We start from the raw sequence: 21,562 nt of genomic DNA, 5'->3' as shown, positions 1-21,562 counted from the left end.
CTAGAGGGCCGAGCGGCCCTCTCAACGGAGGATAGAGCGATGCGACACTTCCCCAAGTTTTCCGACGATTACGGCCTGGCTCCCGCCGATCTGTCCGAGGCGGCCATCCTGTCGGCCGACACGGACGAGATGCTCGAGGCGATCGGCGACGACTGGTCGCTGGAGGATGCCGAGGAACTGGAGCTGATCAGCGCTCATTGAGAGGTCCGCTGAGGGTGCCGAACCAGCGCAGCGCGGGTGCCAGTTCCTCGCGCCACAGGCGCCATTCATGGTCGCCGTCGCGCACCCGCAACTCCACCGCGTGACCGGCACCGCGCGCCGCCCGGAAAAACCGCAGCGCGCCGTCCCACAGGCCGAGGCCGTCATGGTCGCCGGTCATGACGTAGAAATCGACCGGCAGATCCTTCGGGATCTCCCGCAGCGGCGCGAAGGCATTGGCCCGGTTGAACAGGGCCGGGTCGAACGGCTCGCCGAAGGCGCCGGCGAAGAACCGGAGCTGGAAGTCGGGAAAGTCCGCCGCCGAGGTCACGTCCTCGAACACCGCCGGGCTGAAGGCCGCCGCCGCCCGGAAGGTCGCCGGATGATGCGCCGCCAGCCGCAGCGCCCCGTACCCGCCCATGGACAGACCGGCGACGAAGCGCTGCGCGCGCTCCGGCCGTGTCGGATAGAGCCGGTCGATGGCCGGGATCAGGTCGTCGAGCAGGGCGCGCTCCCAGGCCCCGTACTTCTGCGAATCCACGTACCAGGAATTTCCCACCCCCGGCATCACCAGCAGCATCGGCACCGCGCCGGGCTCGGCGAACACCGCGTCGGCCGTCGTCTGCGCCGCGCCGCCGCCAATCCAGTCATGGGCCCCGCCGCCATAGCCATGTAGCAGGTAGACCACCGGCAGGGGGGTGGCGGTGTCGTTCGGGACATAGACCCGGATATCGATCGACGTGCCGAGGCTTGGGCTGGGGATCGACCGCTCCTCCACCGTTCCGGCCAGGGCCGGAACGGCGATCAGAAGCATCAGCAGGAGAGTGAGACGGGCGATCACTCCGCCGGCGCGGTATAGGCGCTGCGTGGTGCGTCGGCGGTATGGGCACGCCGCTGCGCGGGTTTCTGTTCGGCCGTCTCCGCGTCGTGCTGGGCCGCCAGCTTCCGCCAGGGCTGTTTCTTCAGCATGGTGCACCAATAGGCAAATCCGATGATGATCGCGAGACCCGCGATATTGACCAGGGCGACGGCCGGCGTCGAGCGGCCGATCTGGTCCAGCACCATGCCGGCGACCCGCGACAGCCCCATGCTCAGCAGGAACACCGCCAGGGAGTTCTGGCCGACCGTGACGATCGGCTTCGCCCAGTCGCCCCGCAGCAGTTCGACCCGCGGGTTCACGAGGGCGATGGCGAGATAGGCCAGCGCGAGGAAGTGCAGGTAGCGCAGCAGGCCGAAGTCGGTCTTCTCCTGCAGGTCCCAGACCACCTCGCGCACCCAGCGCAGAGCCTCGACATCCTTGGCGATGTCCCAGTTCGCCGCCGGCGCGGACAGCAGCACGAAGGCGGCCGCCGCGATCACCCAGGGCTTTGAGATCCGCGGCGCCGGGATCCAGCCGAGCGCGAAGGCGAAGCCGGTGAAGAACAGAAGCTGCCAGGCCAGCGGGTTGAAGAACCAAGGGATGTCCTGGTGGTCCGGATGGGCGGGCAGCATCCAGCCGAACAGGTGCACGCCGGCATAGACCGCCGCCACGAAGCCAAGGGCCGCCCAGGGATGGATCCGTGACAGCGCCATCACCGCCGGCACCAGGACCAGCGCGCCGATATACATCGGCAGGATGTCGAAGTAGTTCGGCACGTAGGTCAGGGTGAACAGCCCGACCAGAGCCTCCGCCGGGTGATCGAAGAACCAGTTGAGGTTGAGCTGGCTGACATAGTCGTGCTCGCCGTCCAGCAGCCCGGTCATGGCCAGGACCAGGGTGGCGATGAAGATGAACATGGTGATGTGGGCGACGTAGATCTGCCACACCCGATAGCCGATGCGCATCGTGCCGTAGGCGAAGTTCGCCTTGTGGAAGGTCGAGCCGAAGGCCAGGGCCGCCGCGAAGCCGGAGCAGAACACGAACATCTCCGTCGCGTCCGACCAGCCGAACCGCGCGGGGATGTAGTTCGCCCACAGGTTCTCCGGCACATGCGCGATGAAGATGATCAGCATCGCGATGCCACGGAAGAAATCCAGGCGGGGGTCGCGCGGCGCGCGGCCGGGAAGGCTCATCGGCGGATCCTCAAGGCGGGTCCTCAAGACGGTATCGAGGAAACAGATAGGCCTTCGCCCGGTTCAAGGCCAATCAAACTCCCGTAATGCCTGGCCCACGGGTTCGTGAACGCTCCGCGCGGCCCGCACACCTCACGATTAGGTCACTGGGCCTTCAAGCCTATGGAAGCTGGGGCGGCGGCACACATATTGTGCGGCCAAACCCGGCGACGACCGGGACCCTGGAGACCTTTACGGCTTGGATGGACGGCATGACGGCGAATGACCCGGACGCTTCCGGCAGCAGACGTATGCGTGTGATGCGACGACGGCGCTGGGCTTTCCTCGGACTGGTCGGCGCGACCTGCCTGGCGCTGTTCGCCTGGATGACGCGGCTGCTCGGCGCCGACGGGATCGACGGCCTGGATATCGCCATGCTGGCGCTCTACGCCGGCACGCTGCCCTGGGTGATCATCGGGTTGTGGAACGCGGTGATCGGTGTCGCCCTGCTGCATCTGCGCCGCGACTGGCTGGCCGCGGTCCTGCCGCTGGACGGGCTGGAGGACGAGACCTCCGCCGTCACCGCGCCGACCGCCATCGTCATGCCGGTGTTCAACGAGGATCCGAGCCGGGTGTTCCGCCATCTGCGGGTCGTGGAGACCTCGCTCGCCCGCACCGGTCAGGACCACGCCTTCGAGATCTTCCTGCTGTCCGACACCACCGATGCGGAGATCGCCGCCGAGGAGCAGCGCCGCTTTGCCGCCTGGCGGGCGGTCTCGGCACGGCCCGCGCGCATCCACTACCGCCGCCGCGCCGACAACACCCGTCAGAAGGTCGGCAACATCGAGGAGTTCTGCGCCACCTGGGGCGACCGGTTCGAGCACATGATCGTGCTCGACGCCGACAGCCTGATGAGCGGCGAGGCGATCCTGCGGCTTGTCCGGCTGATGCAGCGCAACCCGTCGCTCGGCATCCTGCAGACCCTCGCCGTCGGCCTGCCGTCCTCCAGCGCCTTCGCCCGGATCTTCCAGTTCGGCATGCGTCACGGCATGCGCGCCTACACCACCGGCAGCGCGTGGTGGCAGGGCGACAGCGGGCCCTACTGGGGCCACAACGCGATCCTCCGTCTGGCGCCGTTCCGGACCCATTGCCATCTGCCGCGCCTCAGGGGCACCCCGCCACTGGGCGGCGAGATCCTCAGTCACGACCAGGTCGAGGCGGCGCTGATGCGGGCGGCCGGCTACGAGGTGCGGGTGCTGCCGGTGGAGGGCGGCTCCTACGAGGAGAATCCGCCGAGCGTGCTCGATTTCATCAAGCGCGACCTGCGCTGGTGCCAGGGCAACCTGCAGTATTTCAAGCTGATCGGCTGGCCGGTCTGGCGGCCGCTGGGCCGGGTACAGCTGGCGCTGGCGATCCTGATGTACCTGTCGGCGCCGATGTGGCTCGGCTTCATCGCGCTCGGCATGACCCGGCTGTTCGCCGGCGGTCTCGATCCGGCCAGCTCCCTGGCCTTCTCCGAGGCGTTGTGGTCGGCGGTGCAGTGGAACGAAGGCGTCGCCCTGTTCGCCACCATGATGACCATCACCTTCGCGCCGAAGATCATGGGCGTGATCGATATCCTGCTGTCGGCCGCCAAACGCAAGCGCTACGGCGGCGGGCCGCGCATTCTGGCGGGGGCGGCGCTCGAGCTGATCTTCGGCATGCTGGTTGCGCCGGCGGTGGCGGTGGCCCAGACGATCTTCATCGGCGGACTGATGATCGGCCGGCGCATCACCTGGAACGCCCAGATGCGCGACCCGCGCGAGGTGCGTTGGGGTCAAGCGCTGTCCACCCTGTGGCCGCAGACCCTGATCGGTCTCGCCATGGCGGCGGGGATGGCGCTCTACGCGCCGTCGATGCTGCCCTGGGCCGCCCCCATCGTGCTGGCCTGGCTGCTGGCCGTCCCGTTCGCGGTCGGCTCGGCGGCGCCGGCGCTCGGGCGCATGCTGCAGCGCTGGCGGCTCTGCGCCGTGCCGGAGGAGTTCGACACCCCGCCGGAGATCGCCGCCGCCCTGGCGCCGGCGGATCAGGACATCATCGAGATCCTGCCGGCCGGCGGTCCGGTCGCCCCGGCCCTGGCCAACCGCGTGCCGGTGCCGCTGAAGCCGGAGAGTTGACGCGGGCGCCGCGCTGGCGTTGGTTCGACACATGGACCTTCACACTCCCCGCTGGATCGACTGGGAACACCTGACCACCGCCGACCTCGCCGACGGCGTGCCGGACCGCGCGGTCGCGCTGCTGCCGGTGGCGGCGGTGGAGCAGCACGGCCCGCACCTGCCGCTCGGCACCGACGCGATCCTGACCGACGCGGTGGTCGCCGCCGCCCGCGCCAAGGGAGCGACGGCCGCGACCGTGCTGCGCCTGCCGACCCAGCGCGTCGGCCTCAGCCCGGAGCATCTGGCGTTTCCCGGTACCCTGTCCCTGGAGGCGGAGACGGTGATCGCCGCCTGGACCGCCATCGGCGCCTCGGCCGCGCGGGCGGGACTGCGCAAGCTGGTGATCCTGAACGGCCATGGCGGCCAGACCGGGCTGGTCGACGTGGTCGCCACGAGGCTGCGGGTCGACCACGGGCTGACGGTGGCGCGCGCGACCACCTTCCGGCTGCTGGGCGACGCGGTCGATCTCGGCGCGGAGGAGGAACGCTACGGTCTGCATGGCGGCATGCTGGAGACCTCGATGATGCTGGCCGCCGCCCCCGAGCTGGTGCGACAGGCGGCGATGGCCGACTTTGCCTCGCGCGCCCAGGCATGGGAGAAGGACTTCGCCGCGCTGGAGGGGGAGGGGGCGACGGGCCTCGGCTGGATGGCCCAGGACCTGAACCCGGCCGGGGTGACCGGCAACGCGGCGGCCGCGACGGCGGAGCTGGGGCATCGCATCATCGACGCGATGGCCACCCGGCTCGCCGCGGTGATCGAGGATCTGTCAGGGTTCGGGGGACTGGCGTGAGCATTACCTGGGAGACGGTCCGCGAGACCATGTTGCATGCCCGCGAGGTGCGCCGGCTGGACGGCGACGCGCGGCCGCTGATCGCCGAGATCGGCCGGATGCGCGAGGAGGGCTCCGACATTCCGGGCTGTCCGGCGCTGCTCGACCTGGTGGAGGCGGCGGCGCGCGGGCGGGTCGCGATCGGTCAGAGCGGCCAGACCCTGGACGGCCGCATCGCCACCGCGCGCGGCCATTCCCACTACGTGAACGGGCCGGAGGCGTTGGACCATCTGCACCGGCTGCGCGCCCTGGTCGACGTGGTGATCGTGGGGGCGGGGACCCTGCGGACGGACGATCCGTCGCTGACCGTACGGCGCTGCGCCGGCGAGAACCCGACCCGGGTTGTGCTGTCCGGCAACGGCAGCGTGCCGCAGGACCGCAAGCTGTTCACCGACGAGGCGGCGCCGACCATGGTCACCGGCGTCGACCTGCCCTGCGAGCCCGACGAGAACGGCCTCGTCGACCCCTGCGGCGTGCTCGACAGTCTGTCCGCCATCGGCCACGACGTGGTGCTGGTGGAGGGCGGGGCGGCGACCCTGTCGCATTTCGTGCGGGCGGGGTGCCTCGACCGGCTGCATGTGATGGTGGCGCCGATCATCCTGGGCTCCGGCCGCCAGGGCTTTCTGCTGGAGGAGGTGGAGACGATGGACGAGGCGCTGCGCTTCTCCAGCGCGCGGTATCCGCTGGGGGCGGACACGCTGTTCGACCTGGTGCCGCAGCGGTAGGGCACACTCTCTCACCCGCACACTCCCGTCCCGGATTTAATCCGGGATTATTCCGGGGCCCACCCTTCGGTTTGCTCCAACGCCTCAGTACAGGCGGAGACGTACTGTCGCTCCCAACCGTAGGCCCCGGAATAAATCCGGGGAGTGACTAGAAGGAAAGAGAGGGAGGGTTTCTCCCTCAGCTCTCCGTCCCCGGTTCCACGATCAGGCGGCAGCAACCGTCCTGACCCGGTTGCCAGGTGCGGCCCTTGAAGACGAAGCCGGCGGTTTCGAACAGGCCGCCATCGATCCGGCCCGCCGCCCGGCAGAGCCGTTCCACATCCTCTTGCGACCGTCCGTCGGCGACCCAGAAATCCTTCAGCGGACACCGGTGGAACTGGATCTCGATCCGCTCGTCGCTGCGTTCGATCACCTCGGGCGCGAACATCGCGTCTCGGCCGGGAATGCCGCCCAGGAAGGCGTCGCACAGGCCGACCGTATCGGCCGGCCCGTACGCCGTGAAATGCGCGCCCATATCCGTGCCCAGCCGGCGGGTCGCCTCGCCCAGGAGGTCGACCGCCTCCTCGGCGCCGAACTTCTCCTTGAGCACGTCGAAGACGTGGCCATAGGCGGAGGCGCGCATGTTCACCGCCGCCCTGAGCTGCTCCAGCGTTACCTCTTCGGCCATGGCCCTCTCCCCCTTACGCCTTCAGCATGATCTTACCGATATGCTTGCTCGACTCCATCAGCGCATGCGCCTCGGCCGCCTGCTTGAGCGGGAAGGTCTTGTACATGATCGGCTTCACCGTGCGGGCGGCCAACAGCGGCCAGACCTTCTCCTCGAGCTGACGGGCGATCGCCGCCTTCTGGGCCACCGTGCGCGGCCGCAGGGTCGAGCCGGTGATGGTCAGGCGGTTGGTCATCACCTTCAGGAAGTTGAAGCCGTCGACCTGCGGCGGCTGCAGGAAGGCGATCTGCACCAGCCGGCCCTCCAGCTTCAGGCTGTCCACGTTCTTCTGGATATACGGCCCGCCGACCATGTCGAGAATGACATCGGCGCCGCCGGCCTCCTTCAGGACCGCCTGGAAATCCTCCTCGCGGTAGTTGATCGCTCGGTCGGCGCCGAGATCGGTGCAGACCTTGCACTTCTCGGCCGACCCGGCGGTGGCGTAGACCGTCGCGCCGAAATGATGGGCGAGCTGGATCGCCGTCGTGCCGATTCCCGACGAGCCGCCGTGAATGAGAATGGTCTCGCCCTTCTGCAGGCGGCCGCGCTCGAACACGTTGGTCCAGACCGTGTAGTAGTTCTCCGGAATCGCCGCGGCCTCCTCCAGGGAGTAGCCCTCGGGGATCGGCGAGCAGGTGTCCGACGCCGCCGTGCAGTACTCGGCATAGCCGCCGCCCGGCACCAGGGCGCAGACCTGATCGCCGACCTTCCAGCGGGTCACGTCCGGGGCGATCGACACCACCTCGCCGGCGATCTCCAGGCCCGGAATGTCGGAGGCGCCCGGCGGCGGCGGATAGCCGCCCGAGCGCTGGATGCAGTCCGGCCGGTTCACCCCGGCATAGGCGACCTTCACCAGAACCTCGCCGGCCTTGGGCGCGGGCACGTCGCGGGTGGTCGGTTTCAGCACCTCGGGCGGGCCGCCCGCGCCTTCGATCTCGATCGCCGTCATCGTCGCCGGAATGTCGGTCATGGTTTCCTCCCTGTTGGTCGAGGCTCCTTCCTAGACCATGCGGCGGCCGCTTGGAATTGCCCGCTTGGAAATGGCGGAAAACAGAGCACGCGTGCATTCGGCGAACGGCTGCGCGCGCAATGCGCAGGATTGACGCCCGTTTACCATCTTGACTCTCAAGAGCCCCCGTTTCGACACTTGGCGTCCAATCAGCGATCCGGGATCACCGGACGTACATGCTCAAAAGAGCCGGAGGAAACGTCATGAAATCAACCAAGGTCGCCCGTCGGGCGGCTGTGTCCGCGCTTGGCGCGGCCGCACTCGCCCTACCGCTTCTGTCCCTGATGCCGGCGACGGCACAGGCCGCAGATCCGATCCGGATCGGCGTGATCTACGACTTCACCGGGCCGTTCGCGGCCGGTGGCTCGACGGCGGCAGCCGTCGGCAACGAGATCGCCGTGGAGCTCATCAATGAGCAGGGCGGCGTCGAGGGCCACAAGATCGAGACCATCGTCGCCGACGCCCAGTCCAAGGCCGAGGTGGCGATCAACGAGGCCACCCGCCTGCTCGATCAGGAGAATGTCGACCTGATCATGGGCGTGTTCTCCTCCGCCCATTGCGTGCCGATGGCCCAGAAGGTCGACGCGCAGCAGAAGTTCATGTGGGCGAACGTCTGCGTGTCGTCGGCGGTGTTCAAGGACAAGAACCTGAAATACGTGTTCCGCGGCCAGGTCCACTCGGACCAGTTCGGCTGGGCGTCCTGCACCTTCCTCCAGGAGTATGCGGAGAAGAAGCTCGGCATGAAGCCGTCGGACCTGAAGGTCGCGATCATCTATGAGGACGGCCCGTACGGTTCCGGCGTCGCCTCGGGCAACGAGGAGACCTGCAAGGGCTACGGCATGGACGTGACCCTGAAGGAGGGCTACTCCGCCACCGCCCCCGACCTGTCCAGCCTGATCACCAAGCTGCGCCGGGCCCGGGCCGATGTGATCCTGCACACCGGCTACAACCCGGACATCACGCTGTTCCTGCGCCAGGCCAAGGAGCAGGGCCTGAAGTGGAAGGCGCTGATCGGCCACGGTGCCGGCTACGGCCAGATCGACAAGCTGACCGAGGCCTTCGGCGAGGACGCCAACTACATCTACAACACCGACCCGGTGGCGGCGCAGCTTCTCGACCCGTCGACCCTGGCGCCCGGCCTCGGCGATCTGACGGCCGAGATGGTGAAGCGCTACAAGGAGAAGACCGGGGCCAACGAAGTGCCGCCGCACACTTCCATGGGCTTCAACCAGGCCTGGATCTTCTTCAGCGACGTGCTGCCGCGCGCCATCAAGGAATATGGCGGCTATGATCCGGAATCCCTGCGCAAGGCCGCGCTGGACACCGACATTCCGGTGGGCGGCACGGTTCAGGGTTATGGCGTGAAGTTCAACCCGCCGGGCCACAAGATGGCCGGACAGAACGAGCGCTCGTCGCCGGTCGTCATGCAGTACGTGGACGGCGCGACCAAGATCGTCTGGCCGACCGCGATCCAGACCATGGACCCGGTGCTTCCGCTGCCGGACGGCCACACCTACGCGCGCTGACGCCGGTTTAGGCGTTCAGAGATCGGTCACGTCGGCACAAGGGGTTTCGGCGATGGGAGAGATGTTGCAGGTCCGCGGCCTGACCAAGAAGTTCGGCGGCTTCACCGCCGTCAACGAGGTCGCGTTCGATCTTGACGAGGGCGAGATCCTCGGCCTGATCGGACCGAACGGCTCGGGCAAGAGCACCACCTTCAACCTGATCGCCGGGGCGCTGCCGCCGACCGCCGGTACCATCACCCTGGAAGGACGGGACATCACCGGTCTCGTCCCCACCAGGGTGTGCCACAAGGGCGTGGCGCGGACCTATCAGATCCCGCGCCCGTTCCGAAAACTGACCATCCTGGAGAACGTGGCGCTCGCCGCGTATTTCGGCGCCGACGGCTCGATCTCCCGCGAGGAGGCGTGGCGCCGGGCCGAGGACGCGCTTGATCTCACCCAGCTCCCGGTGGACGGCCGCGCCCGGGTCGACGGGCTGGGGGCAGCGGGCTTGAAGAAGCTCGAGTTGGCCCGGGCGCTGGCCACCCAACCGCGCCTTCTCCTCGCCGACGAGAGCCTGGGTGGCCTCGACGAGAAGGAGATGGACCAGGCGGCCGACATGCTGAGCCATATCCGCGAGCAGCGGGGCATCACCATCATCTGGGTCGAGCACATCATGGGCGTGCTGATGCGCGTGGTCGACCGCTGCATCGTGCTGGATCACGGCGAGATCATCGCCGCCGGTCTGCCGCACGAAGTGGCCCACGATCCAAAGGTGGTCGAGGTCTATCTCGGCACCGACGCGGAGGCCGTGCAGACCCAGGTAGGCGGCCAGGCGTCCGCTGAAACAGTCGGCGCGTGACGGGGGACGGCATGCTTGAATTGAAGAACGTTTCCGCCGGTTACGGCACCTTCCAGGCGCTGTTCGACGTCAGCCTGGAGGTCCGCGCCGGCGAGGCGGTGGCGGTGATCGGCCCGAACGGGGCCGGCAAGACCTCGCTGCTGCGGGTGATCTCCAAGGTCATCGACCTGAACGGCGGCGAGATCGCCATGGAGGGGGTGTCGCTGAACGACGTCCCCGCCCACAAGATCATCGAGATGGGCATCGCCCACGTGCCGGAGCACCGGCGCCTGTTCCCCCGGCTGACGGTCGAGGAGAACCTGAAGATGGGCGGCTTCATCGCGTCGGCCCGATCACATTTCGACGAGCGGCTCGCCTATGTCTACGAGCTGTTCCCGCGCATGAAGGAACGGCGCCACCAGCTCGCCGGCACCATGTCCGGCGGCGAGCAGCAGATGTGCGCCATCGGCCGCGGCCTGATGTCGGGGCCGAAGCTGCTGCTGCTGGACGAGCCGTCGGCCGGTCTCGCGCCGGTGATCGTGCAGCAGGTGTTCGACCTGGTCCGGCGCATCCGCGAAGAGGGCTACACCGTGCTGATCGTCGAGCAGAACATCCAGCAGGTCCTCAAGGTGGTGGACCGCGCCTACCTGCTCGAGGTCGGCCAGATCAAGATGAGCGGATCGTCCCGGGAGCTCCTGGAGAACGACGACGTCCGCCGCGCCTATATCGGCCTCTGAAGGAGACGCCCCGTGGATTTTCCGCTCACCGACCCGTTCTTCTGGGAGACCGTCATCCAGGGCCTGCTGTTCGGCGGCGTTCTGGCCCTGCTGTCCCTCGGCCTCAACATCATCTTCGGCGTCATCGACGTGGTGTGGATCTGCTACGCCGAGCTGATCATGCTCGGCATGTACACGATCTACTTCCTGTACAGCGACTACGGGGTGCCGTTGCCCCTGGCCATGCTGGCCGGGATCCTTGTGGTGGCCCTGCTGGGCGCGGCGCTGCACTACTTCATCATCCGTCCGATCCTGCATACCGAGCCGATCAACCAGCTTCTGGTGACCGGCGGCGTGCTGTTCTTCCTGCAGGGCTTCGCCACGCTCGCCTTCTCCGTCGAGTTCCGCAACCTGGGCGTCTCCTTCGGCAGCATCGAGGCGGGGGACATGTACATCCCCACCACCCGCCTGCTGGCCTTCATCGTCAGTCTGGTGGCGGTGGTCGGCCTGTGGCTGTTCCTGAAGCGCACCTATCTCGGCACCGCGATCCGCGCCATCAGCCAGGACCGGGACGTGATGCCGCTGATGGGGGTGAGCCCGGGCAAGATCTACCTGGTGACGTCGGCCCTGGGCGGCGGGCTCGCCGGGCTCGGCGCCTGCCTGCTGGTGCTGCTCTACGACATCCATCCGGCGATCGGACTGACCTTCGGGCCGATCACCTTCATGGTCTGCGTCATGGGCGGGCTCGGCAACATGATCGGCGGGTTCATCGCCGCCTTCATCTTCGCCGAGTTCATTGCGCTCGGCGGGTTCTACGCCGAGATCGAGTGGGGCTACGTGATCGCCTTCGCCTTCTTCATCGTCATGATGTTCATCCGCCCGCAGGGCATTCTCGGATCGAAGAGCTGAGGAGGCGGCCATGAACATTCCCATGATCATCAAGGCGGTCGGCTTCCTCGCCGTCCTGTCCATCCCCGCGCTGGGCTTCAGCGACTACGTCCTGCACATCGCCATCTCGGCGCTGCTCTGGGGCTTCATCTATACCGGCTGGTCGGTGATGGGCCGGTTCGGGCTGGTGTCGCTGGGCCATGGCGCCTTCATGGGCATCGGCGCCTATATGGTCACCATGCTGTGGAACCATGCCGGCATCACGCCGTGGATCGGTATCCCGGTGGCCGTGGTGGTCTCCATGGCGGTCGGCTTCATGATCGGCTTCCCCTGCTTCCGCTTCCGCATCACCGGTCATTACTTCGCCCTGGTGACCCTGGCCCTGTCGGAGGTGGTGCGGCTGCTCATCGTGGCCCTGCGCGACTACACCGGCGGGTCGCTCGGCGTGACCCCGGACAGCGTGATCTCCGCCGATACGCCGAACTCGTTCATCGCCATGCAGTTCTCCGACAAGGTGACCTGGTTCTACATCGTGGTCGCGGTCTGGGTGGTTGGCCTGCTGGTCTGGCGGGCGGTGGACCGGTCGATGATCCGCTACGCCATGGAGGCGGTTAGCCAGGAGGAGGACGCGGCCGCCTCGCTCGGCGTGCACGTTACCCGCACCAAGCTGATCGTCACCATGATCTCCGCCGGCATGACGGCGGTGGGCGGGGCGATCTACGGCCAGTACCAGCTCTACATCAACCCGGAGACCACCTCGGGCATCGCCATCTCCCTGCAGATCGTCTTCGCCGCCATCGCCGGCGGCATGTTCGTGCAGCTCGGCCCCACGGTCGGGGCGGTTATCACATTGCTCCTGACCGAAGGGCTGCGCCAGACTGTGGGCCATGACGTCCACGGTCTCGACGTCATGATCTACGGGGCGATGCTGGTGCTGTTCATCATCTACATGCCGCGCGGGGTGCTCGGGCGGGTGATCGAGGTGTTCGAGAACAGAACCGGCGGCACCTCCGGCCCCACCACGCAACCGAGGCCGCAGCCGGGGGAATAGTGTCCGACGCCGCATCGCAGAGCCTGCCCGCCCACGCGCCGTCCCTGTGGGCGGCGACCGCACCCCCGCCGCCGCAGACCGCCGAGCTTCTGGAGTCCCTGAAAGCCGACGTGGTGATCGTCGGCGGCGGCGTCACCGGCCTGTCGGCGGCGCTGCACATGGCCGAGCGCGGCATCTCCGCGGTGGTGCTGGAGGCGGCACGGGCCGGCTTCGGCGGCTCCGGGCGCAACAGCGGCCATATCATTCCCACGCTCGCCGCCGGCGATCCGGACGCGCTGGTGGCGAAGTTCGGCCCGGACGCGGGCGAGCGGATGGTCGCCTTCCTGCGGGACAGCGCATCCCTGACCTTCGATCTGATCCGGAAATACGGGATCGACTGCGATGCGGTGCAGAACGGCTGGGCCCAGCCGGCGCACCGGGCCTCGCGCATGAAGCTGCTGGAAAAGCGCTACGGCGAATGGACCCGGCGCCAGGCCCGGGCCGAACTGCTGGATGCGGGCGAGATCGCCGCCAAGCTCGGCACCGACATCTATCACGGCGCCCTGTTCATCGAGTCCGGCGGCCATGTGAACCCGCTGGCCCTGGCCCAGGGCCTCGCCAAGGCGGCGATGGAGCAGGGCGCGAAGGTGTTCACCGGCTCCCCGGCGCTGACCGTCACCCGCGAGGGCAGCGCCTGGCGGGTGACCACGCCCCAGGGGCAGGTAACCGCCGACCGGCTGGTGGTGGCGACCAACGCCTATACCGGCGCGCTGATCCCGGCCCTGGCCAAGACCCTGGTGCGCATCATCAACTACCAGGTCTCGACCCATCCGATGGCGGCCGACATCGCCGCCAGCGTGATCCCCAGCGACATCTCCTCGTCGGACACGCGGCGCGATCTGTATCCGTTCCGCAAGGACCGGGCGGGTCGGCTGGTCACCGGCGCGACCCTGGCCCTGCCGCTGAACATGGATTCCCGTATCCGCCCCTGGATCGCCGAGCGCATCGGCAACGCCTTTCCGCAGATCCGGGACCGGCGGCTGGACTATGTCTGGAACGGCCGCATCGCCATGACCCCGAACCGGCTGCCCCGGGTACATTCGATCGGTCCCGGCGCAATTTCGCCGATCGCCTATAACGGCCGAGGCATGGCGCTGGGCATCGCCATGGGCAAGGAACTGGCCGACTGGGCCCAGGGCAAGCCGGACGACGCGCTGGGCCTGCCGAAGATGGAGATCGAGCCGATGCCCTTCGTCAGTTCGCTCGGCCGTCTCGCCCAGGCCGCGCTGGTCCGCTACCGGCAGCTCGACCAGCGGGACTGAACCCGTATTCAGCCGCTTCGGTTGACCTCTCCCGGATCTGTGCTGTGATAGGCGCACGGTCGCTCGCAACCGGCGGGCGATCAAAGCCATCAATTTGAAACGGGAGAGTTTTCACGATGAAAACCAGAACCGCCGCGTTTGCCCTGGCGTTGAGCCTTTCCGCCGGCACCGCCTATGCGAGCTGCGATACCGTCACATTCTCCGATGTCGGCTGGACCGACATCACCGCCACCACGGCCGCCACCACGGAGGTGCTGGAGGCGCTGGGCTACGAGACCGACATCAAGGTCCTGTCCGTGCCGGTGACCTACACCTCCATGGCCCAGGGCGATATCGACGTGTTCCTCGGCAACTGGATGCCGACCATGGAAGGCGACATCGCGCCGTATCGCGAGAAGGGCACCGTCGACACGGTGCGCGAGAACCTGGAAGGGGCGAAATACACCCTGGCGACCAACGCCGCCGGCGCCAAGCTGGGCATCAAGAGCTTCGCCGACATCGCCAAGCATGCCGACGCCCTGGACGAGACGATCTACGGCATCGAGCCGGGCAATGACGGCAACCGCCTGATCCTCGACATGATCGAGAAGGACGCCTTCGGCCTGAAGGGTTTCGACGTCAAGGAAAGCTCCGAGCAGGGCATGCTGGCCCAGGTGGCCCGGGCCGACCAGCGCGGCGAGCCGGTGGTGTTCCTCGGCTGGGAGCCGCACCCGATGAACGCCAATTTCGAGCTGACCTACCTGACCGGCGGCGACGACTATTTCGGCCCGGACCTGGGCGGCGCGACCGTCTACACCAACACCCGCGCCGGCTATGTCGCCGAGTGCGAGAATGTTGGCGCGCTGCTGAAGAACCTGAAGTTCACGCTGGCCATGGAGAACGAGATCATGGCCTCGATCCTGGACGAGGGTATGGACCCGGACGCCGCCGCGACCGCCTGGATGAAGGCCAACCCGAACATGGTCATGGGCTGGCTCGACGGCGTGACCACCAAGGACGGCGGCGACGCCCAGGCGGCGGTCAAATCGGCCCTCGGGCTCTGAGCGACAACGCGTATGGGGAGGGGCTTCGCGCCCCTCCCGGTCGTTATGACTGACGGGCGGGGGATGCCATGGAATGGTTGACCGAGACCAAGATCCCGGTCGGCCGGACGGCGGGTGAGCTGTTCGACTGGCTGCAGACCAATGGCGGCTGGTTCTTCTGGACCCTGTCCGACGCGCTGGAATGGATGATCGACGCGATCCTGCTGGTGCTGCAATGGCCGCATCCGCTGGCGATCGTCGCCGTCTTCGCCGGGCTGACCTACGCGCTGCAGCGTAACTGGAAGACCACCGCCTTCATCGTGGTGGGCTTCCTGTTCATCCTGAACCAGGGCTACTGGGAGGAGACCACGGAATCCCTGACCCTGGTGCTGTCGGCCTGCGTGGTCTGCATGGGGGTGGGGGTGCCGATCGGCATCGCCGTCGCCCACCGCCCGCGGTTCTACCGGGTAATGCGCCCGGTGCTCGACCTGATGCAGACCCTGCCGACGTTCGTTTATCTGATCCCGGCCATCGTGTTCTTCGGCATCGGCATGGTGCCGGGCCTGATCGCCACGGTGATCTTCGTCGTGCCCGCCCCGATCCGGCTGACCCATCTGGGCGTGGTCTCGACCCCGACCCACCTTCTGGAGGCGGCGGAGGCATTCGGCGCCACGCCCTCGCAGAAGCTGTGGAAGGTGGAGCTGCCCTACGCCTTCCCGCAGATCATGGCCGGGCTGAACCAGACCATCATGCTGTCCCTGTCCATGGTGGTGATCGCCGCCCTGGTCGGCGCCGACGGGCTCGGCGTGCCGGTGGTCCGGGCGCTGAACCAGGTCAACACCGCGCTCGGCTTCGAGAGCGGCTTCATCATCGTCGTGGTCGCCATCATGCTCGATCGCATGCTGCGGGTGACCAAGGAATGAGCGCCGCAACGGGAGTCGCCGTCGAGTTCCGCAACGTCTCCATCGTCTTCGGCGAGACCCCGCAGACCGCCCTGCCGCTGATGGATGCCGGGCTGTCGCGCGGCGAGATCCAGTCGGAGACCGGGCAGATTCTGGGCGTGCACGACTGCTCGCTGTCGGTGGCCGAGGGCGAGATCTTGGTGCTGATGGGCCTGTCCGGCTCCGGCAAGTCGACCCTGCTGCGGGCGGTGAACGCGCTGAACCCGGTGACGCGGGGCTGCGTCATGGTCAATGACGGCGACGGGATGGTGAACATCTCCGAGGCGGATCCGGCCACCCTGCGCCGGCTGCGGCAGAACCGGGTCGCCATGGTGTTCCAGCAGTTCGGCCTGCTGCCCTGGCGCAGCGTGGCCGAGAATGTCGGCCTCGGCCTGGAGCTGGCCGGCATGGCGGCGAAGGAGCGGGCCGAGCAGGTAGCCGAGCAACTCGCGCTGGTGGGGTTGTCCGACTGGGCGGACCGCAAGGTGGCGGAGCTGTCCGGCGGCATGCAGCAGCGCGTGGGCCTCGCCCGGGCTTTCGCCACCAAGGCGCCGATTCTACTGATGGACGAGCCGTTCTCGGCTCTGGACCCGCTGATCCGCACTCATTTGCAGAACGAGCTGCTCGACCTGCAGAAGAGCCTGAAGCGCACGATCGTCTTCGTCAGCCACGACCTGGACGAGGCGTTCAAGCTCGGCGACCGGATCGCGATCATGGACGGTGGGCGGATCGTCCAATGCGGAACACCACGCGAGATTTATTCAGATCCAGCAAACGATTACGTAGCGGAGTTCGTGCACAACATGAATCCACTCGGCGTGCTGACGGCGGGGGACGTGATGGTGCCAGCGACGGGCACGCTCTCCGAGGTGAGCGTGGAGCGCGACACCGAGATCGAGGACGTCATGGAGTGCATCCTGCGCGACCCGAACCCGGTCGTGGTCCGTGACGGGGATGAGACGGTGGGGATGGTGACCCGGGACTCGCTGCTCGCGCGGCTGGTGTCGCTAGGCGAGGGGAAGGGGTAGGGCGCTTCCCCCTTCCGCCCCACTCCCCGGACCTGTTCCGGGGCCCACGCTGGGGAATACCAAGGCTTCCGTGAGTTTTCGCCAGAGTTAGGTCACGCCGCCCCGTGGGTCCCGGAACAGGTCCGGGAAGTGTTCTTCATTGGGGACGGGGGAACGGTAATTGGCGAACCCTCCCCCGTCTTCCCGGCCTTGCGCCGGCATCCAGGGCTTCTTGTGCTGGAGAGCCGACGATAGATCTGTGCCGTTCCAGTGAGCGTCACCCTCGGTCCCGGCGCAAGGCCGGGAAAACGGGAGGTGGAACGGGGGACCAGGAAACCCCTATGTCAGCCCCATCAGCCGGTCGATCTCGCCGGACTCCGGGCCGTCGGGTCTGCCGCGGAAGACCACGCGGCCGCGGCTCATCACCAGCACCGTGTCGGCCAGCGCCTTGGCGAAATCCAGATACTGCTCCACCAGCAGGATCGCCATGTCGCCGCGCTCGCGCAGGATCTCGATGGCGCGACCGATGTCCTTGATGATCGACGGCTGAATGCCCTCCGTCGGCTCGTCCAGGATCAGCAGCTTCGGCTTGGTCACCAGGGCCCGCGCGATGGCGAGCTGCTGCTGCTGACCGCCGGACAGGTCGCCGCCACGCCGGTCCAGCATGGTCTTCAGTACCGGAAACAGCTCGAAGATCTCGTCCGGCACCCTGCGCTCGCTCGACGGCAGGCAGGCATAGCCGGTGTGCAGGTTCTCCTTCACCGTCAGCAGCGGGAAGATCTCGCGGCCCTGGGGCACATAGGCGATGCCGGAGCGGGCGCGCTCGAAGGAGGGCAGGGCGGTCAGGTCGGCGGCGCCCCAGGCCAGCGTGCCGCCGCTGACCGGATGGTGGCCGACGATGCCGCGCAGCAGGCTGGTCTTGCCCACACCGTTGCGGCCGAGCACGCAGGTCACCTTGCCCACTTCGGCCTGCAGGTCGATGCCCCAGAGGATCTGGGCGGCGCCGTAATGCAGGGTGAGGTCCTTGATCGTCAGCATGTCTGGTTCCTCACCGGCCGAGATAGACGTCAATGACACGCTCGTCGGCGCTCACATGGTCGAGCGAGCCTTCCGCCAGCACCGAGCCCTCGTGCAGCACCGTGACCATCACGCCCAGATCCTGCACGAAGCTCATGTCGTGCTCGACCACCACCACGGAATGGTCGCGGGCGATCTCCTTGAGCAGGGTCGCGGTCTGCACCGTCTCGGCATCGGTCATGCCCGCCACCGGCTCGTCCACCAGCAGCAGCGACGGGTCCTGGGCCAGCAGCATGCCGATCTCCAGCCACTGCTTCTGCCCGTGGCTGAGGTCGGCCGCCATCATCCCGGCGCGGTCGGCCAGGCGGATGGTGTCGAGCACCCGGTCGATCCTGTCGGCCTCCTCCTCCCTGGCGCGGGCGAACAGGGTGTCGAAGACCGAGCGCTTGCCGGCCAGCGACAGCACGATGTTGTCGCGCACCGTGTGGCTCTCGAACACGGTGGGGCGCTGGAACTTGCGGCCGATGCCGAGCTGGGCGATGTCGGCCTCGTCCAGTTTGGTGAGGTCGTGCTGGCCGGCGAACAGGGCGCTGCCGACATCGGGGCGGGTCTTGCCGGTGATCACGTCCATCATGGTGGTCTTGCCGGCCCCGTTCGGGCCGATGATCGCCCGCATCTCCCCCGGTTCGACCACGAAGGACAGGTCGTTCAGCGCCTTGAACCCGTCAAAGGACACGCTGATCCCGTCGAGATAGAGGACGGTGCGGGTCAGTTCCTTGTGCAGCGTGTTCATGCCCGTTCCTCCGCCGCGGTGGAGGAGGGTGCGCCGGTCTCGGCCGCCGGTTCGGGCGGTGGCTGACGGCGGCGCCAGTGGGAGATCAGGCCGAGGATGCCCTTGGGCATGAACAGGGTGACGACCACGAAAAGCCCGCCCAGCGCGAACAGCCAGATCTCCGGCAGCGCGCCGGTGAAGTAGCTCTTGGCCAGGTTCACGCCGATGCCGCCGATCACCGCGCCCACCAGGGTGCCGCGTCCGCCGACGGCGACCCAGATCACCGCCTCGATGGAGTTGGCCGGGGCGAACTCGCCCGGGTTGATGATGCCGACCTGGGGCACGTAGAGGGCGCCGGCCACCCCGGCCATCATGGCCGAGACGGTGAAGACGAACAGCTTGTAGTGCTCCACCCGGTAGCCGATGAAGCGGGTGCGGCTCTCGGCGTCGCGCACGGCGATCAGCACCTTGCCGAGCCGCGACAGCACGATCGCCCGGCAGATCAGGAACATGACCGCAAGAGCGGCAATCGACAGCAGGTAGAGGCCGATGCGGGTGCTGTCGGCCTGCAGATCGAAGCCGAGCACGTCCTTGAAGTCGGTCAGGCCGTTATTGCCGCCGAAGCCCATCTCGTTGCGGAAGAAGGCGAGCATCAGGGCGAAGGCCATGGCCTGGGTGATGATCGACAGGTAGACGCCGGTCACCCGCGAGCGGAAGGCGAGGAAGCCGAAGACGAAGGCCAGCAGGCCCGGCACCAGCACGACCATCACCATGGCGAACCAAAACATGTCGAAGCCGTACCAGAACCACGGCAGGGACTCCCAGTTCAGGAACACCATGAAGTCCGGCAGGATCGGGTTGCCGTAGACGCCGCGCGGCCCGATCTCGCGCATCAGATGCATGCCCATGGCATAGCCACCGAGGGCGAAGAACGCGCCGTGGCCGAGCGACAGGATCCCGCAATAGCCCCAGACCAGATCGATCGACAGGGCCAGCATGGCGAAGCAGAGATACTTGCCGAAGACCACCACCGACGCGGTGTTCACATGGAACGGTGAGCCGGGATCGATGAACTGGTTGGCGACGGGGACGTAGATCGCCGCCGCCAGCAGGCAGGCCAGCAGGATCAGCCCGGAGGTGCCGGTCAGGCGCAGAAAACGGCCGGAGATCATGATTCCACCGCCCGGCCCTTGAGCGCGAACAATCCGCGCGGGCGCTTCTGAATGAACAGAATGATGAAAACCAGCACCAGAATCTTGCCGAGCACGGCACCGGCATAGGGTTCCAGGAACTTGTTCAGCACGCCCAGCGACAGCGCCCCCACCAGGGTGCCCCAGAGATTGCCGACCCCGCCGAACACCACCACCAGGAAGCTGTCGATGATGTAGGACTGGCCGAGGTTGGGGCTGACGTTGTCGATCTGGGACAGGGCCACGCCCGCCACCCCGGCGATGCCGGAGCCGAGGCCGAAGGTGAGGGCGTCGGTCCAGTTGGTGCGGATACCCATGGAGCTGGCCATGCGCCGGTTCTGGGTGACGGCGCGCATCTGCAGCCCGAAGGACGTATGCCGCAGCACCAGCACCAGCACGGCGAAGACCACCAGGGCGAAGACGATGATCCAGACCCGCCCATAGGTGAGGGTGAGGCCACCCAGCTCGAAGGCGCCGCTCATCCAGCTCGGCGCGCCGACCTCCTGGTTGGTCGGGCCGAACAGGCTGCGCACCACCTGCTGCAGGATCAGCGACAGGCCCCAGGTGGCCAGCAGGGTCTCCAGCGGCCGTCCGTAGAGGAAGCGGATGATGCCGCGCTCGATCGCCATGCCGACGGCGCCGGCGATGGCGAAGGCCAGGGGCAGCGCGATCAGCAGGGAGACGTCGAACAGGAACGGCGCGTGGTTGCGGATGATCTCCTGCACCACGTAGGTCACATAGGCGCCGATCATGACCATTTCGCCATGGGCCATGTTGATGACGCCCATGACGCCGAAAGTGATGGCGAGGCCGATGGCGGCCAGCAGCAGCACCGAGCCGAGCGACAGTCCGTACCAGACGTTCTGCGCCGCCGACCACAGGGCGAGGTCGCCCTCCACCCGGCGCACCGCGTCGGAGATGGCGGAGCCGAGTGCCTCGCTGGCGCCGTTGGAAGCGGCGAGCAGGATCGCGCGGGTGTCCTGGCTGCTCTTGGCGGCGATGGTCTTCACCGCGTCGATCTTCACCGCGTCGGAAGCGTCGCTGTTCAGGATGGCGGCGGCGCGGGCGCGTTCCATGACGGCGCGCACGCTGTCGTTCTGTTCGGCCGCGATCGCCTCGGTCAGCGGCTCGACCGCTTCGGGATCGCCGCTCTTCAGCACCGACTGGGCGGCGGCGATGCGGATGGCGGGGTCGGGGCTGCGCAGGGTGAGGGTGCCGATGGCGGCCCGCACGGCCCGGCGCAGGCTGTTGTTCACCCGGACCTTGGCGACCTCGCGTCGCCCCGCCTCGCCGGCGCTCGCGCCGGTCAGCGGGTCGGTCAGCAGGTACCCCTCGCCGCCGCGGGTGGCGATGAAGACGGCGTTGTCGGAGCGGCGGTAGTACAGGTCGCCGTCACCCAGTGCTTCGAGCAGGCGGGCGACCGAGGCGTCGCCGGAGGCGGCCAGGGCTTCGACCACCCGCTCGGTCTCATTGAAGTCGGCTCCGGCGAGGCGGGAGACGAGGTCGGGGACGGAGGGGCCGGATTGGGCTTTTGCTGACCCGCCGATGAGGGCGGTCGCCAGGACAAGCACAAGCGCGATCCGCTGCAGGATCAGGAGGAGAGGACGGGCCATCTCGCGGG

The 21,562-nt window shown here is 67.7% G+C and carries 21 protein-coding genes; 13 read left to right on the top strand and 8 right to left on the bottom strand.

Annotated features, from left to right (window positions below):
• Positions 1-39: 39 nt before the first annotated feature.
• Positions 40-201, top strand: coding sequence for a hypothetical protein (locus BLS34_RS26045; RefSeq protein WP_156907303.1), 162 nt, complete (start codon positions 40-42; stop codon positions 199-201).
• Here the strand turns inward: BLS34_RS26045 and BLS34_RS21355 are convergent.
• Together BLS34_RS21355 and BLS34_RS21350 are read right to left on the bottom strand one after the other, a co-directional pair.
• A complete protein-coding gene (locus BLS34_RS21355; protein ID WP_093153693.1) occupies positions 188-1,039 on the bottom strand; it encodes an alpha/beta hydrolase in 852 nt (283 codons plus the stop codon). The two genes, BLS34_RS26045 and BLS34_RS21355, sit on opposite strands and share 14 nt — an antisense overlap.
• Positions 1,036-2,250 (bottom strand): OpgC family protein, encoded by a 1,215-nt coding sequence (locus BLS34_RS21350; protein ID WP_093153691.1) that lies wholly within the window; start codon positions 2,248-2,250, stop codon positions 1,036-1,038. Before BLS34_RS21350 ends, BLS34_RS21355 begins: the two co-directional genes overlap by 4 nt.
• Before the next feature lie 251 nt (positions 2,251-2,501).
• Here BLS34_RS21350 and mdoH point away from each other — a divergent pair, with 251 nt between their 5' ends.
• The 3 genes from mdoH to BLS34_RS21335 are packed head-to-tail and all read left to right on the top strand — an operon-like array spanning position 2,502 to position 5,978.
• Positions 2,502-4,385 carry a glucans biosynthesis glucosyltransferase MdoH gene (mdoH, locus tag BLS34_RS21345; protein ID WP_093153733.1) on the top strand — a complete coding sequence of 628 codons (1,884 nt, stop codon included), beginning with the start codon at positions 2,502-2,504 and terminating at the stop codon, positions 4,383-4,385.
• A gap of 31 nt (positions 4,386-4,416) precedes the next feature.
• Entirely contained in the window at positions 4,417-5,214 is a 798-nt protein-coding gene (locus BLS34_RS21340; protein ID WP_093153688.1) for a creatininase family protein, read from the top strand.
• Complete coding sequence (locus tag BLS34_RS21335) at positions 5,211-5,978, top strand: RibD family protein (RefSeq protein ID WP_051244716.1); 768 nt, start codon at positions 5,211-5,213, stop codon at positions 5,976-5,978. Before BLS34_RS21340 ends, BLS34_RS21335 begins: the two co-directional genes overlap by 4 nt.
• A gap of 178 nt (positions 5,979-6,156) precedes the next feature.
• Here the strand turns inward: BLS34_RS21335 and BLS34_RS21330 are convergent, their stop codons facing one another.
• Together BLS34_RS21330 and BLS34_RS21325 are read right to left on the bottom strand one after the other, a co-directional pair.
• Entirely contained in the window at positions 6,157-6,645 is a 489-nt protein-coding gene (locus tag BLS34_RS21330) for an L-2-amino-thiazoline-4-carboxylic acid hydrolase (RefSeq protein ID WP_093153685.1), read from the bottom strand.
• A gap of 13 nt (positions 6,646-6,658) precedes the next feature.
• Positions 6,659-7,654: an NAD(P)H-quinone oxidoreductase gene (locus BLS34_RS21325; protein ID WP_028794523.1), complete on the bottom strand. Its 996-nt coding sequence runs from the start codon at positions 7,652-7,654 to the stop codon at positions 6,659-6,661.
• 242 nt (positions 7,655-7,896) lie between these two features.
• Between BLS34_RS21325 and BLS34_RS21320 the strand changes: the two genes are divergently transcribed.
• The 9 genes from BLS34_RS21320 (at position 7,897) to choV (ending at position 16,983) form a co-directional block, all read left to right on the top strand.
• Positions 7,897-9,219: an ABC transporter substrate-binding protein gene (locus tag BLS34_RS21320; RefSeq protein ID WP_051244718.1), complete on the top strand. Its 1,323-nt coding sequence runs from the start codon at positions 7,897-7,899 to the stop codon at positions 9,217-9,219.
• 61 nt (positions 9,220-9,280) lie between these two features.
• Positions 9,281-10,057 carry an ABC transporter ATP-binding protein gene (locus BLS34_RS21315; protein WP_038014091.1) on the top strand — a complete coding sequence of 259 codons (777 nt, stop codon included), beginning with the start codon at positions 9,281-9,283 and terminating at the stop codon, positions 10,055-10,057.
• A gap of 11 nt (positions 10,058-10,068) precedes the next feature.
• Entirely contained in the window at positions 10,069-10,773 is a 705-nt protein-coding gene (locus BLS34_RS21310) for an ABC transporter ATP-binding protein (protein WP_028794525.1), read from the top strand.
• A gap of 12 nt (positions 10,774-10,785) precedes the next feature.
• A complete protein-coding gene (locus tag BLS34_RS21305; RefSeq protein ID WP_028794526.1) occupies positions 10,786-11,661 on the top strand; it encodes a branched-chain amino acid ABC transporter permease in 876 nt (291 codons plus the stop codon).
• A gap of 10 nt (positions 11,662-11,671) precedes the next feature.
• Positions 11,672-12,691, top strand: coding sequence for a branched-chain amino acid ABC transporter permease (locus BLS34_RS21300; RefSeq protein ID WP_051244721.1), 1,020 nt, complete (start codon positions 11,672-11,674; stop codon positions 12,689-12,691).
• Positions 12,691-13,992 carry an NAD(P)/FAD-dependent oxidoreductase gene (locus tag BLS34_RS21295; protein WP_175474329.1) on the top strand — a complete coding sequence of 434 codons (1,302 nt, stop codon included), beginning with the start codon at positions 12,691-12,693 and terminating at the stop codon, positions 13,990-13,992. The genes BLS34_RS21300 and BLS34_RS21295 overlap by 1 nt, the downstream gene beginning before the upstream one ends.
• A gap of 116 nt (positions 13,993-14,108) precedes the next feature.
• Positions 14,109-15,035, top strand: a complete 927-nt coding sequence (gene choX, locus BLS34_RS21290) for a choline ABC transporter substrate-binding protein (protein WP_093153680.1) — start codon at positions 14,109-14,111, stop codon at positions 15,033-15,035.
• Between the two features lie 68 nt (positions 15,036-15,103).
• Positions 15,104-15,937 carry a choline ABC transporter permease subunit gene (gene choW / locus BLS34_RS21285; protein ID WP_093153677.1) on the top strand — a complete coding sequence of 278 codons (834 nt, stop codon included), beginning with the start codon at positions 15,104-15,106 and terminating at the stop codon, positions 15,935-15,937.
• Positions 15,934-16,983: a choline ABC transporter ATP-binding protein gene (choV, locus tag BLS34_RS21280; RefSeq protein WP_093153675.1), complete on the top strand. Its 1,050-nt coding sequence runs from the start codon at positions 15,934-15,936 to the stop codon at positions 16,981-16,983. Before choW ends, choV begins: the two co-directional genes overlap by 4 nt.
• A gap of 318 nt (positions 16,984-17,301) precedes the next feature.
• On the opposite strand, the gene urtE is transcribed toward choV, so the two are convergent.
• Genes urtE through urtB form a run of 4 tightly spaced genes read right to left on the bottom strand, consistent with a single transcriptional unit; the run spans position 17,302 to position 21,554 of the window.
• A complete protein-coding gene (gene urtE, locus BLS34_RS21275; RefSeq protein ID WP_093153672.1) occupies positions 17,302-18,000 on the bottom strand; it encodes an urea ABC transporter ATP-binding subunit UrtE in 699 nt (232 codons plus the stop codon).
• Positions 18,001-18,010: 10 nt separating this feature from the next.
• Positions 18,011-18,772 carry an urea ABC transporter ATP-binding protein UrtD gene (urtD, locus tag BLS34_RS21270; protein ID WP_038014094.1) on the bottom strand — a complete coding sequence of 254 codons (762 nt, stop codon included), beginning with the start codon at positions 18,770-18,772 and terminating at the stop codon, positions 18,011-18,013.
• Positions 18,769-19,923, bottom strand: coding sequence for an urea ABC transporter permease subunit UrtC (gene urtC, locus BLS34_RS21265; RefSeq protein WP_093153670.1), 1,155 nt, complete (start codon positions 19,921-19,923; stop codon positions 18,769-18,771). The genes urtD and urtC overlap by 4 nt, the downstream gene beginning before the upstream one ends.
• Positions 19,920-21,554 carry an urea ABC transporter permease subunit UrtB gene (gene urtB, locus BLS34_RS21260; RefSeq protein WP_093153667.1) on the bottom strand — a complete coding sequence of 545 codons (1,635 nt, stop codon included), beginning with the start codon at positions 21,552-21,554 and terminating at the stop codon, positions 19,920-19,922. Before urtB ends, urtC begins: the two co-directional genes overlap by 4 nt.
• Between the last annotated feature and the right edge of the window lie 8 nt (positions 21,555-21,562).

The organism is Thalassobaculum litoreum DSM 18839 (genome assembly GCF_900102465.1).
GTDB lineage: Bacteria > Pseudomonadota > Alphaproteobacteria > Thalassobaculales > Thalassobaculaceae > Thalassobaculum > Thalassobaculum litoreum.
Note: the sequence above shows the minus strand (reverse complement) of the source record. Positions and strands in the feature narration are given on the sequence as shown.

Coding starts and splice junctions, on each gene's coding strand:
- choX (WP_093153680.1), top strand. CDS start 14,109: ATGAAAACCAGAACCGCCGCGTTTGCCCTGGCGTTGAGCCTTTCCGCC.
- choW (WP_093153677.1), top strand. CDS start 15,104: ATGGAATGGTTGACCGAGACCAAGATCCCGGTCGGCCGGACGGCGGGT.
- urtB (WP_093153667.1), bottom strand. CDS start 21,554: ATGGCCCGTCCTCTCCTCCTGATCCTGCAGCGGATCGCGCTTGTGCTT.
- urtE (WP_093153672.1), bottom strand. CDS start 18,000: ATGCTGACGATCAAGGACCTCACCCTGCATTACGGCGCCGCCCAGATC.
- BLS34_RS21315 (WP_038014091.1), top strand. CDS start 9,281: ATGTTGCAGGTCCGCGGCCTGACCAAGAAGTTCGGCGGCTTCACCGCC.
- BLS34_RS21330 (WP_093153685.1), bottom strand. CDS start 6,645: ATGGCCGAAGAGGTAACGCTGGAGCAGCTCAGGGCGGCGGTGAACATG.
- BLS34_RS21300 (WP_051244721.1), top strand. CDS start 11,672: ATGAACATTCCCATGATCATCAAGGCGGTCGGCTTCCTCGCCGTCCTG.
- urtC (WP_093153670.1), bottom strand. CDS start 19,923: ATGATCTCCGGCCGTTTTCTGCGCCTGACCGGCACCTCCGGGCTGATC.
- BLS34_RS21325 (WP_028794523.1), bottom strand. CDS start 7,654: ATGACCGACATTCCGGCGACGATGACGGCGATCGAGATCGAAGGCGCG.
- BLS34_RS21320 (WP_051244718.1), top strand. CDS start 7,897: ATGAAATCAACCAAGGTCGCCCGTCGGGCGGCTGTGTCCGCGCTTGGC.
- mdoH (WP_093153733.1), top strand. CDS start 2,502: ATGACGGCGAATGACCCGGACGCTTCCGGCAGCAGACGTATGCGTGTG.
- BLS34_RS26045 (WP_156907303.1), top strand. CDS start 40: ATGCGACACTTCCCCAAGTTTTCCGACGATTACGGCCTGGCTCCCGCC.
- BLS34_RS21340 (WP_093153688.1), top strand. CDS start 4,417: ATGGACCTTCACACTCCCCGCTGGATCGACTGGGAACACCTGACCACC.
- BLS34_RS21350 (WP_093153691.1), bottom strand. CDS start 2,250: ATGAGCCTTCCCGGCCGCGCGCCGCGCGACCCCCGCCTGGATTTCTTC.
- urtD (WP_038014094.1), bottom strand. CDS start 18,772: ATGAACACGCTGCACAAGGAACTGACCCGCACCGTCCTCTATCTCGAC.
- choV (WP_093153675.1), top strand. CDS start 15,934: ATGAGCGCCGCAACGGGAGTCGCCGTCGAGTTCCGCAACGTCTCCATC.
- BLS34_RS21310 (WP_028794525.1), top strand. CDS start 10,069: ATGCTTGAATTGAAGAACGTTTCCGCCGGTTACGGCACCTTCCAGGCG.